This window comes from Streptomyces sp. NPDC058664 (assembly GCF_042716635.1).
Classification (GTDB): Bacteria; Actinomycetota; Actinomycetes; order Streptomycetales; family Streptomycetaceae; genus Streptomyces.
In genome coordinates, this window is the sequence record NZ_JBHXRW010000056.1 from 1 (window position 1) to 11,387 (window position 11,387).

Genomic DNA, 11,387 nt, shown 5'->3' on the forward strand with positions numbered 1-11,387 from the left:
ACGACGGCGGAAACGGCGGCGAATCTCGGTATGGAGGAAGGCATCAGGGCTCCGGAGGGTGCTTGGAGGAACGGCAGATGAATCTACGCGCGTCAATCTCTTGCGACAATGGTGGACTTGTCAAGAGTCGACGGGTGTACGAAGGCTGACGGATCCGTGAACCGCCGGACGTCCCCCCGGATGCGTCTACGCTGGGAGCCGCTCTTTCAGCCCCCATCAGCCACGTACGCGCCGAGGAGACCCCCCAGATGTCAGCGGAGCACCCCACCCTTCCCCCCGTTCGGCTCCGTGCGGACGCGGAGCTGGCGCGGGACGCCCTGGCCGCCCCCCTCCTCGCCCACGCGGTACGGCTCGCCCGCTGGGCCGGCCCCGACACCCGGGTCGACGCGGGCGGCGAACTCGTCGACGAACAGCTGCCCGAGGCCGTCGAGGTCCTGGGTCTCGGCGACGACGAGGACGGCGAGATGTGGGCGGGCGACGCCTGGCGGCTCGCCGTCGACACCGGCCTCGTGGCCGTCGAGGACGGCACGGAGGGCGAGGACGGCGACGCCCCGGGGCGGGCCGCGCCCGGCGGGAACCTGCCGATCGTCACGGACGGTTCGCCGCAGGACGTCCTCACGCTCTGGCTCGACGGCTTCGACACGGTCTTCGCCGACGCCGTCGCCCCCGTCATCGACGACCTGGACGCGATCGTCGGCGACGACGGCGAGATCGACATCGAGTCGCTGGACTGGGACCCCGAGGTGGAGGCCGAGTTCCTCGAAGGGGTGCTCGGCAACCTCTACCTGCTGACCGTCAGCGAGGGCGGACCCGGTGAGGGCCCGGTGCCGCTGCCCGCGCTCGCCGCGTCGATGGTCGTCCCCGACGACATGGGCGAACCCACCGACGACGTCCTGGAGCAGGTCTCGGACGCGATGATGCGGCTCGACGAGCAGTTCCGGCTCCTCGAACCGATCGGGCTCGTCGAGTACCAGCCCGTCGACGAGGCCCTGATGGCCGAGGAGGGCGAGGAGCCCGCGCCGCCGGTCGACGAGGAGGACGTCACCCGGTACGGCATGGTCCGGCTCACCCCGCTCGGCCTCTACGGCGTCCGGGCCAGGATGCTGGAGGCCGGCGTCGACGCGCCCGCCGTCGGCGACCTCGCGGACAAGGGCGCCGACGCGCTCCTCGACGGCATCGCCGGCTACCCCGAGGAAGCGGCCCGCGAGGAGACCGCCGCCTGGCTCGACGGGCGTGACGTGCCGACCGCGGCCCGGGAGCTGCTGCACGCCGCGCGCGGCGCGGACGCGGGCTCGCCGCTCCGCCGCCTGCACTGCCAGCAGACGCTCTCCCTGGTGGGTCCCGAGGCGGAGCCCGCGCTGCGGGAGGTCCTGGACGACGCGGAACTCGGCGGCCTGGCGCGGGTCTGGCTCGCCGAGCGCGGTGCGGCGGACGTCCCCCCGCCGCCGGAGTCGATGATCTTCTGGCTGGCGATCGACACGATCGCGGCCCAGCTCGACGCGGAGGGCGACCTGGAGGAGCTCCAGGAGCTGATCGAGGGACTCACCGGTCGCCACAGCGGCTTCTTCGAGGCGGCCTGGCGGGTGGAGCACCCGGCGACGGCGGAGGTCCTCGAGGCGATGGGCCGCCTGCACCGGGACAAGGCCGTGGCGAAGGAGGCCCGCAAGGCCGCGTTCAAGGCCCGCTCCCGGTCGGGGTCCTGACGGCGGGTCGGGGCGGCGTCCTGACGCCGGCCGGGACGGGGGCCTGACGGCCGGTCGGGACAGGGGCCCGACGGCCGGTCGGTGGGGCGGGGCCCTGGCGGGGCCGGTGTCTCGATCGCAGGCCTGACGAGCCCGGCGGAACCGGTGTCCTGACCGCGGGTCGGGCGAACGCCGACAGCGGGCCGGGGCCTGACAGCGGGTCGGGCGGGAGGCCCGGCGGCGGGTTCGGGCGCCGGACCTCGGCCCGCACGGCTTCCCGAGCCAGGCGGGCCTCCCGCGTCCGGCGGGCCTCCCGTGCCCGCCGGGCCGGTGCGTACGGGCCCGGGTGCTCGCGCCCGGCGGTGTTCCCGTGGTGTTCAGGCGGCGTTCGTGGCGGCGCGGCAGGGTGGCCCGCGAGATCCGGCCACCACAGGGAGAACGCCACACCATGCCCCTCAACCGCAGAGAGTTCAGCAAGCAGTCCGCCGTCGCCGGTGCGGGCCTCGCCCTCACCGGGGTCGTCGGCGCTCTCGCCACCGCGCCCGAGGCGCTCGCGTCCGACGAGCCGGAGGCGTACGGAACCGGCCACGACCACGGCCATGGGCACGGCCACGGTCACCGGCTCGGCTACGGGCCGCTCGTCGCCGACCCCGAGGGGATCCTCGCCCTGCCCGCCGGGTTCTCCTACCGCGTCGTCACCCGCAGCGGCGTGACCCGGCTGGAGTCCGGCGAGTTCACCCCGGAGAAGCACGACGGCACCGCCGCCTTCGCCGGGCCGCGGGGCACCACGTACCTGGTCAACAACCACGAGCTCAAGGGCACCCGCGACAAGTGGGCGCACCCCGTCCCGCTCGCCGAGGGCCTCGTCTACGACCCCGCCGCGGCCGGCGGCTGCACGGTCGTCGAGGTGCAGCGCGACGGCACCGTCGCCGAGTGGGTCGGCATCGCCGGCACCTCCACCAACTGCGCGGGCGGCAGCACCGCCTGGGGCACCTGGCTGACCGGCGAGGAGAACTCCGACCGCGCCGGCGTCAACGGCATGACCAAGGACCACGGCTACGTCTTCGAGGTCGACCCGCGCGACCGCCGCGCCAACCGCGATCCGAAGCCGATCAAGGCCTTCGGCCGGTATGACCACGAGGCCGTCGTCATCGACCCGAAGCGCGGCCACGCCTACCTCACCGAGGACGCCTCCAACCCCAACGGGCTGCTCTTCCGCTGGGTGCCGCCGCAGGGCTTCGAGCACGGCCGCGGCAAGCTCCGTACCCTCGCCGACGACGCCGGCGCGCTCCAGGCCGCCAAGTGCGTCGACTCCGCGGGCCGCTTCGTGGACGACCTCTCCCGGGCGAGCCGGATCGGCACCGTCTACGGCGTGGACTGGGTCGACGTCCCCGACCGCGACGGCCGCGTCACCTCGGTCCGCAAGCAGTTCACGGACGGCCAGGTCACCCGCGCCCGCAAGCTGGAGGGCATGTGGTGGGCCGACGGCGGCGCGTACGTCGTCTCCTCCTACGCCCGTGCGGAGAGCCCCGGCGCCGCGCACGACGGCCAGGTCTGGTTCTACGACCCGAAGCGCCGCACCCTCACCCTCAAGGTGCTGCTCGGCGTGAACGCCGCCCCCGACGAGGACGGCGCCTACGACGGCCCCGACAACATCACCGTCTCCCCGTACGGCGGGCTCGTCATCGCCGAGGACGGCGAGGGCGTCCAGCACCTCTTCGGCGCCACCGACTCGGGCCGCACCTACCCGATCGCCCGCAACGACCTGAACGACAGCGAGTTCGCGGGCGTCACCTTCTCGCCCGACGGCGACACGCTGTTCGCCAGCATCCAGAACCCGGGCATCATGGTCGCGATCACCGGCCCCTGGCGCCGCCAGCCCCGCCGCTGAGGCCGGAAACGGCCCTGGCCGGTCCATGGACTGACATCTAACATGTCAGTCCATGGACGTACTACGGCCCGTGGGCCGGACCCTGCTGCGTGACCGGGCGTACGAGGCGCTGCGCGAGGCCATCGTGCGCGGCGACCTCGCCCCCGGCGCCCCGCTCAAGGACGCCGATCTCGCCGAACGGCTCGGGCTCTCGCGCGCACCCGTGCGCGAGGCCCTGGCCCGGCTCGGCGACGAGGGACTCGTCGAGTCCAAGCCGCAGAGCTACACCCGGGTCACCCGGCCGGTCAGCCGGGTCGTCCGCGACGCCGCCTCGGTGGTGCGGGTGATGCACGAACTCGCCGCGAGGACCGGCGTGCCGCTCCTCGGCCCCGAGGGCATCCGGGCCATGCGCGAGGCCAACGAGCGCTTCGCGGCGGCCGTTCGCGCCTCCGACGTCGAAGCCGCCCTGAGCGCCGACGACGAGCTCCACCAGGTCCTCGTCGTCGCCAGCGGCAACCACGCCGCCGCCGCCACGATCGCGCGGTACACCCCTCTGATCCGCCGCGTCGAGCGGCGGCTCTTCGGCGACGCCGGGAGCTGCGGATCGGCCGAGCTGCACGCCCGGCTCATCGACGCGTGCGCGGCGGGGGACGCGGCGGAGGCGGTACGGGTCACCACGGAGATCTGGGCGGCGCTCGAACAACTCGCGGACGACGCCATCGAGGTGGCCGAGGTCACCGGCATCCCGGGGCCCCCGGTTCCTTAGGAGCGCCCAGGACCATCCGTAAGAGCGCCGCGGGCCGTCCGTCACGGCGTCCAGGACCAGCAGCCGTCACTCACCGGGAGCCGCCTTGCCGATCACCGATTTCGACCGCTACCCGCTCCTCTTCGGGCCCTCGCCGGTCCATCCGCTCGAACGGCTCACCCACCACCTCGGCGGCGCCACCCTCTGGGCCAAGCGCGAGGACTGCAACTCGGGTGTCGCGTACGGCGGGAACAAGACCCGCAAACTGGAGTACCTGGTCGCCGACGCCCTCGCCCAGGGCTGCGACACCCTCGTCTCCATCGGCGGCGTCCAGTCCAACCACACCCGCCAGGTCGCGGCCGTCGCCGCCCGTGCCGGGCTGCGCTGCGTCCTCGTCCAGGAGAGCTGGGTCGACTGGCCCGACTCCGTCTACGACAAGGTCGGCAACATCCTCATCAGCCGTCTCGCGGGCGCCGACGTACGGCTCGTCCGGGCGGGCTTCGGCATCGGCTTCAAGGAGAGCTGGGAACAGGCCCTGCGGGAGGTCGAGGAGGGCGGCGGCAAGCCGTACGCGATCCCGGCGGGCGCCTCCGACCACCGGCTCGGCGGCCTCGGCTTCGCCAACTGGGCGTACGAGGTGGCCGAGCAGGAGCGGGCGCTCGGCGTCTTCTTCGACACGGTGGTCGTCTGCTCGGTGACCGGCTCCACCCAGGCCGGCATGGTCGCGGGCTTCGCCGCGCTGGCCGAGGAGGGCGGCCCGGCCCGCCGGATCCTCGGCGTCGACGCCTCCGCGAAGCCCGGTCCGACGCACGAGCAGATCACCCGGATCGCCCGGGACACCGCCGCCCTCATCGGGGTCGAGCGGCCGGTGACGGCCGCCGACGTGGAGCTGGACGAGCGCTACCACGCCGGGGTGTACGGCGTCCCGGACGAGACCACCCTCGACGCGATGCGGCTCGCCGCCCGCACCGAGGGCATGGTCACCGACCCCGTGTACGAGGGGAAGTCGATGGCGGGTCTGGTCGACCTGGTGGACCGGGGAGAGATCGGCCGGGACTCGACCGTGCTCTACGCCCACCTCGGCGGCCAGCCCGCCCTCAACGCCTACAGCGCGCTGTTCTCGTAGCGGCGGGGCCGGAGCCGGTCGCTCAGAGTGCCTGGGCGGCCGGCTTCACCATGCCCCGGACGGTCCGGGACTTGACGAACTCGCCGATCGCCGTCATCTCCCACTCACCGCTGAACTGCTTGATGAGCTTGGCCATCATCACGCCGGTCTGCGGCTCCGCGGTGGTCAGGTCGAAGCGGACCAGCTCCTCGCCCGTCGCCGCGTCCATCAGACGGCAGTAGGCCTTGGCGACCTCGGTGAACTTCTGGCCGGAGAAGGAGTTGACCGTGAAGACCAGACCGGTGGCCTCGGCCGGCAGCCGGCCGAGGTCGACGACGATCACCTCGTCGTCGCCCGCGCCCTCGCCGGTGAGGTTGTCACCGGAGTGCTTGACCGAGCCGTTGAGGATGGCCAGCTTGCCGAAGTAGCAGCTGTCCAGGTGGTTGCGCTGGGGGCCGTACGCGATGACGGAGGCGTCCAGGTCGATGTCCTTGCCCCGGTACGCGGGCTCCCAGCCGAGGCCCATCTTGACCTGCGAGAGCAGCGGGCGGCCGCCCTTGACCAGGGACACGGTCTGGTTCTTCTGGAGGCTGACCCGGCCCTTGTCGAGGTTGATCTTGCCCGTGGAGACGGGTGCGGCGGGTGCGGCGGCCGGGGGAGCGGGCGGCGTGACGGCCGCGAGCCGCGGGTCCACCGGGGCGACCGGCGGGGCCGGGGGCGCCACCGGGGCGGGCGGGGCGACGGGGGCGGGGGCGACGGGCGCCGCCGCCGGAGTGGCCGCGGGCTCGTCGTCCACCGAGACGCCGAAGTCCGTCGCGATGCCGGCGAGCCCGTTCGCGTAGCCCTGGCCCACGGCGCGGGCCTTCCACGCGCCGTTGCGCAGATAGATCTCGACGACCACGAGCGCGGTCTCGGTGGCCAGCCGGGGCGGGGTGAAGGTGGCGAGGACGCTGCCGTCGTCCGCGTTGCGCAGGGTGGCCGTGGGCTCGATGCCCTGGAAGGTCTGGCCGGCGGCGTCCGGGCTCGCGGTGACGACGATCCTCTCGATGCCGGCCGGAACGGCGCCGGTGTCCACCAGGATCGCGTCGGGGGCGGCGCCGCCGCCGGAGCGGTAGGTGACACCGGGGCCGGACGGCTGGTTGTAGAAGATGAAGTCGTCGTCCGAGCGGACCTTGCCGTCGGCGCCGAGCAGCAGGCCCGAGACGTCGAGCCGCACCGGGGCGGCGACGTCCACCGCCACGCGCGCGACGGTGAGAGGGATGTTCGAGCCGGGGGTCATAGCGGTCATGCCAGGGCTAACGATCCGGGCCCCTTTGCCGTTCCCTTACCCGCGCCCGGTTCGGCCACCTTGGTTACGCGGATGGCTCCTGGCCTGCCGTTCGTTCCCGAAGCGGTACGAGCCCGTCCACCGGGCCATCACCAGCTGCGCGTCGCCCGACCCGACCTCGGCGAGGAACTTCTCGGCCCGCCCGCCGCGCAGCACGCCGGCGGCGCGGCCGAGGTGGGTGAGGACGACGGAGCCGTCACGGCGCCGCTCGTACGTGAATCCATGAGGTCGTGGCATGCCGGGCATCCTGCCGTTCCCGGTCAGATCCGTCATATGAATATTCTTTCGACCCATGGGTGCAGTGGGGGCGGATGGGCCCTTGGGGCCGGTGGGGGCAGGGGACGCTGTGGGTGGGAGCCGTTTCCGGACACGGGACGTGGACGAGGCGCGCGAGGAGCTCGACGCCCGCTACTACGCGAACCGGATGGACGTCGTCGACCGGGAGGGACGCCCCTTCGCGGCGAGCTTCGACACCCTCGTGCTCGGGCCGCTGGTCATCGGCGACCTGAGTTGCGGGGCCGATGTGCGGATGAGCTTCGGGGAACTCGGCGCGTACCACCTGAACGCGCCGCTCAGCGGCAGGATGGAGATGCGGCAGGGCGGGGCCCCGATCGTCGCGACGCCCGCGGAGGCGCTGCTCCTCGACCCGGCCGGTGACACCTTCCTCGACCGCTGGACGGGGGACTGCCGGACCCTGTCGGTGAAGGTCGGGGCGGCCGAGCTGCGCGACCGTCTGGAGCGGCTGATCGGCCGCCCGCCCCGTGGCCCGCTGGTCTTCGCGCCCGGCCTCGACATCACCCGCGGCCCCGGCCTGAGCTGGGTGCGCTTCGCCCGCCGGGTCGCCGCGGAGGCGCTCGCGGGCGAGGGCCTCGCCCGGCACGAGCTGGTGGCGAGACCCTTGCAGGAGGCGCTGCTCAACGGGCTGCTCCTGGCCGCCGAGCATCCCTGGCGCGAGGCGCTCGCCCACCCGGGGGAGCCCAGGCGCCCGGCGCCCGTCAAGCGGGCGATGGACGCGGTGCGGGAGCGGCCCGAGCACCCGTTCACGACCACGGAACTCGCGGCCCTGGCCCGGGTGAGCGTGCGCCGCCTCCAGGAGTCGTTCCGCGAGTACGTGGGGATGTCGCCGATGGCGTACGTGCGGGAGGTCCGGCTCGACCGGGTCCGCGAGGAGCTGCGTGCGGCCGCGCCGGACGAGGTGGGCGTGAGCGAGGTGGCCTGGCGCTGGGGCTTCGCGCACCAGGGGCGGTTCGCGGCGCGCTACCGGGAAAGGTTCGGCGAGTCGCCGTCCCGGACGCTGCGGGCGCCACGCTGACGGCGCCACCACGCCGACGCCGCCCTGCCGACGGCGCCACACACCACACGCCGCGCGCCGCCGGGTGCTTCCGTGCCTCGACCCGCCGCGCAATCCGGACAGGTGCCGCGTTCCGCGGCTCGCGGTGATCTTCGTCCGGGCCTACGGTGAGCGGGTCCGGTCCGCCAGCGCGCGCCGTGACCCGGGCCCCGGCCGGCTCCCCCGTATCAGTCCGGCCGGGTCCTGCGTACCCTCACGCTCAGTGCGGCCAGCGGGGCGGGTCCACACAGAAGTGGCCGCCCAGGTAGAGGTCGTCGGCACTGCCCTCCGGCGGGAGGCCCTTCTCCGCGATGAGCTTCTCCGCGTACGGCTCCGAGTCGTCCCGCGGCTCGAAGCCGATCGCCCGGGCCGTGGAGAGGTCCCACCACGCGCGCGTGTTGGCGGACGATCCGTACACCACGGTGTGGCCCACGTCCTCGGCGGTGAGGGTGGCGTGCAGGAGCCGGGCGCAGTCGTCGGGGCTGAGCCACATCGACAGCATCCGGACCGAGGTGGGCTCGGGGAAGCAGGAGCCGATGCGGACGGAGACGGTCTCGATGCCGTGCTGGTCCCAGTAGAACTGCGCCAGGTCCTCGCCGAAGCACTTCGAGAGGCCGTAGAAGGTGTCGGGGCGGTGCGGGGTGTCGACCGGGACGAGCGGTTCGCCGTCGCGGGGCCGGGGGGTGAAGCCGACGGCGTGGTTGCTGGAGGCGAACACCACGCGCCGGACGCCCTCCTCGCGGGCCGCCTCGTAGAGGTGGTAGGTCCCGGCGATGTTGGCGGCCATGATCTTTTCGAAGGTCGACTCCAGGGAGATGCCCGCGAGGTGGACGATCGCGTCGACGCCCCGGACCGCCTCGCGGAGGGCCGCGCGGTCCGCGAGGTCGGCGACGATCGCGTCCGGCGCTCCCGGCACGGGGGCGACGTCCAGGAGGCGGAGCTCGTAGCCGTACGGGGGCAGCAGCTCCCGCATCAGCGTGCCGACGCCCCCGGCGGCGCCGGTGAGCAGGACGGTGCGGGGTGCGGACATGGAGGGGATCTCCTCTGATAAGTGGCGTTCACAACCGTGGACACGCTAAGGAGCCGTGCGACGGAGCGTCAAGAGTCCTCGGTGCGGCGCGTTCCTTCTTGACCGGTGCTTCCGCCCTGTTCTAGCGTGCGGAGCGTCAGCGTTCAAGAATATGGATGACGGTCATAACCGTGCACGATGACCCCGCACAACGGACTTCCCAGGGAGCGCCCGTGACCACTGCCCCGCTCGCCGGCCGGCTCGACGGCCTGCTGTTCTTCCCCGTCACCGCCTTCGCGCCGGACGGCTCCGTCGACCTCGACACCTTCCGCGCCCACGTGCGCGCGGGGATCGACGCGGGAGCCGCGGCCGTGTTCGCCTGCTGCGGCACCGGCGAGTTCCACGCCCTCACCCCCGAGGAGTTCAGGGACTGCGTCGCCGCCGCCGTCGAGGAGGCCGCCGACCGCGTCCCGGTCGTCGCGGGCGCCGGTTACGGCACCGCCCTCGCCGTCCGGTACGCCCGGCTCGCCGAGGAGGCCGGCGCCGACGGCCTCCTCGCCATGCCGCCGTACCTCGTCGTCGCCGACCAGGCCGGGCTGCTCCGCCACTACACCGAACTCGCCGCCGCCACCTCGCTCGACGTCATCGTCTACCAGCGCGACAACGCGGTCCTCACCCCCGCCACCGCCGTCGCCCTGGCCCGCACCGACGGGATCATCGGCCTCAAGGACGGCCTCGGCGACCTCGACCTCATGCAGCGGATCGTCAGCGCCGTCCGCGCCGAGGGCCTCGACCTGCTCTACTTCAACGGCCTGCCGACCGCCGAACTCACCGGCCCCGCCTACCGGGGCATCGGCGTCACCCTCTACTCCTCCGCCGTCTTCTGCTTCGCCCCCGACATCGCGCTCGCCTTCCACCGGGCGCTCACCACCGGCGACGACGCCACCGTGAACCTGCTCGTCGACGGCTTCTACCGGCCGCTCGTCGAACTCCGCGCGCAGGGCCGGGGATACGCCGTCTCGCTCGTCAAGGCGGCGGTCCGCAGGGGAGGCCTGGACGTGGGCGAGGTACGGCCGCCGCTGAGCGAGCCCGCACCCGAGCACATCGACGCACTCATGCTGCTCGTCGAGCGCGGCCGGGCCCTCCTGAAGGAGGCCGGAGCATGAGGGCGGCGGCCTTCGTCTACCCCTGGGACGTCGACGGCGACCCCGCCGCGCCCGCGCTCCTCGCCGGGCTCGGCCTCGCACAGGTCACCCTCGCCGCCGCCTACCACTCCACCCGGGCGCTGACCCCCCGTCACCCGGCCCACCGGATCGTCACCGCCGAGCACTCCGCCGTGCTCTACCCGCCGGACCAGGAGCGCTGGGCGGGCCGCCCGCTCCGCCCGTACCCGGCGGGAGAGTGGGCACCCGGCGACTCCTTCGGGCGGGCCGCCGAGGTCCTCGCCGCCACCGGTGTCGAGGTGCACAGCTGGGTCGTCCTCGCGCACAACTCCCGCCTCGGCGCGGAACACCCGGAGACCTCCGTCGTCAACGCCTACGGAGACCGCTACCCCTGGGCCCCCTGCATCGCCCGCCCCGAGGTCCGCGCCCTGCTCGTCGACCTGGCCGCCGAGGCCGCCGTACGGCCCGGCGCGGCCGGCACCGAGCTGGAGTCCTGCGGCTGGTACGGACTCGCCCACCTGCACGCCCACGACAAGACCGGCGGCGTCGCCCTGGGGGAGCGGGAGCAGTACCTGATGTCGCTCTGCTTCTGCCCCTCCTGCCGCGCGGGGTACGCGGACGAGGGCGCCGACCCCGACGAACTGGCCGCCGCCGTGCGCGGCGCCCTGGAACCGGTCTGGGCCGGAGCGGGACCGGCCGGCGGGCTCGGCGCCCCGGAGGCACCCGCCCTTGCCTGGCGCGCCCGGACCGCCCGTACCCTCCAGGAGGCCGCCGTCGCCGCCGTGCGCGCCGCCGCCCCGGCCGGCTTCCGGATCCTGCTGCACGCCGACCCCGACCCGTACCGCTGCGGCGCCGACGCCGGCACGGACCCGGCGCACGTCCTCGGCCTCGCGGACGGCGTGGTCGCCCGCCCGTCCCGGGTCGCGGACTTCGCCGCCCACGCCCGCCCGGACACCGTCCTCGCCGCGAACCTCTCCGTCGTCGCCGGCATGGGCGGCGCCCCGGACCGGCTGGCCGGCGACGCCGGGAGCGCCCGCGACGCGGGAGCGACCGAACTGCGGCTCTACCACGCCGGACTGGCCTCCGACGAGGACCTGGCCGCCGTCCGTACGGCCCTGCGGGAACTGGGTTAGGAAGCCTCGTCCGGCGGCTGCCG

10 protein-coding genes are annotated in these 11,387 nt (G+C 74.0%); 7 read left to right on the forward strand and 3 right to left on the reverse strand.

The window, feature by feature from the left end; all coding sequences use genetic code 11:
- The first annotated feature begins 248 nt into the window (after positions 1-248).
- The 4 genes from ACFWUY_RS32415 (at position 249) to ACFWUY_RS32430 (ending at position 5,423) form a co-directional block, all read left to right on the forward strand.
- A complete protein-coding gene (locus tag ACFWUY_RS32415; protein ID WP_384118246.1) occupies positions 249-1,703 on the forward strand; it encodes a hypothetical protein in 1,455 nt (484 codons plus the stop codon).
- 427 nt (positions 1,704-2,130) lie between these two features.
- Positions 2,131-3,573 (forward strand): alkaline phosphatase PhoX, encoded by a 1,443-nt coding sequence (locus ACFWUY_RS32420; protein WP_384118248.1) that lies wholly within the window; start codon positions 2,131-2,133, stop codon positions 3,571-3,573.
- Between the two features lie 52 nt (positions 3,574-3,625).
- Complete coding sequence (locus ACFWUY_RS32425; protein ID WP_384118250.1) at positions 3,626-4,318, forward strand: GntR family transcriptional regulator; 693 nt, start codon at positions 3,626-3,628, stop codon at positions 4,316-4,318.
- Positions 4,319-4,403: 85 nt separating this feature from the next.
- On the forward strand, positions 4,404-5,423 hold the full coding sequence (locus ACFWUY_RS32430) for a 1-aminocyclopropane-1-carboxylate deaminase (protein WP_384118252.1): 1,020 nt from the start codon (positions 4,404-4,406) through the stop codon (positions 5,421-5,423).
- Between the two features lie 22 nt (positions 5,424-5,445).
- Here ACFWUY_RS32430 and ACFWUY_RS32435 read toward each other — a convergent pair whose 3' ends face one another.
- Both ACFWUY_RS32435 and ACFWUY_RS32440 read right to left on the reverse strand, forming a co-directional pair.
- Positions 5,446-6,690 carry a TerD family protein gene (locus ACFWUY_RS32435; protein ID WP_384118254.1) on the reverse strand — a complete coding sequence of 415 codons (1,245 nt, stop codon included), beginning with the start codon at positions 6,688-6,690 and terminating at the stop codon, positions 5,446-5,448.
- Between the two features lie 36 nt (positions 6,691-6,726).
- Entirely contained in the window at positions 6,727-6,966 is a 240-nt protein-coding gene (locus ACFWUY_RS32440) for a hypothetical protein (RefSeq protein WP_384118256.1), read from the reverse strand.
- Between the two features lie 139 nt (positions 6,967-7,105).
- Between ACFWUY_RS32440 and ACFWUY_RS32445 the strand changes: the two genes are divergently transcribed.
- The gene (locus ACFWUY_RS32445; protein ID WP_384118258.1) at positions 7,106-8,041 is read left to right on the forward strand and encodes an AraC family transcriptional regulator; all 936 of its coding nucleotides are present in this window, start codon (positions 7,106-7,108) and stop codon (positions 8,039-8,041) included.
- 238 nt (positions 8,042-8,279) lie between these two features.
- On the opposite strand, the gene ACFWUY_RS32450 is transcribed toward ACFWUY_RS32445, so the two are convergent.
- The gene (locus ACFWUY_RS32450; RefSeq protein WP_384118260.1) at positions 8,280-9,089 is read right to left on the reverse strand and encodes an NAD-dependent epimerase/dehydratase family protein; all 810 of its coding nucleotides are present in this window, start codon (positions 9,087-9,089) and stop codon (positions 8,280-8,282) included.
- Between the two features lie 212 nt (positions 9,090-9,301).
- Here ACFWUY_RS32450 and ACFWUY_RS32455 point away from each other — a divergent pair, with 212 nt between their 5' ends.
- Both ACFWUY_RS32455 and ACFWUY_RS32460 read left to right on the forward strand, forming a co-directional pair.
- Entirely contained in the window at positions 9,302-10,234 is a 933-nt protein-coding gene (locus ACFWUY_RS32455) for a 5-dehydro-4-deoxyglucarate dehydratase (RefSeq protein WP_384118262.1), read from the forward strand.
- Positions 10,231-11,364, forward strand: coding sequence for a hypothetical protein (locus ACFWUY_RS32460; protein WP_384118264.1), 1,134 nt, complete (start codon positions 10,231-10,233; stop codon positions 11,362-11,364). Before ACFWUY_RS32455 ends, ACFWUY_RS32460 begins: the two co-directional genes overlap by 4 nt.
- The last annotated feature ends 23 nt before the right edge of the window (positions 11,365-11,387 follow it).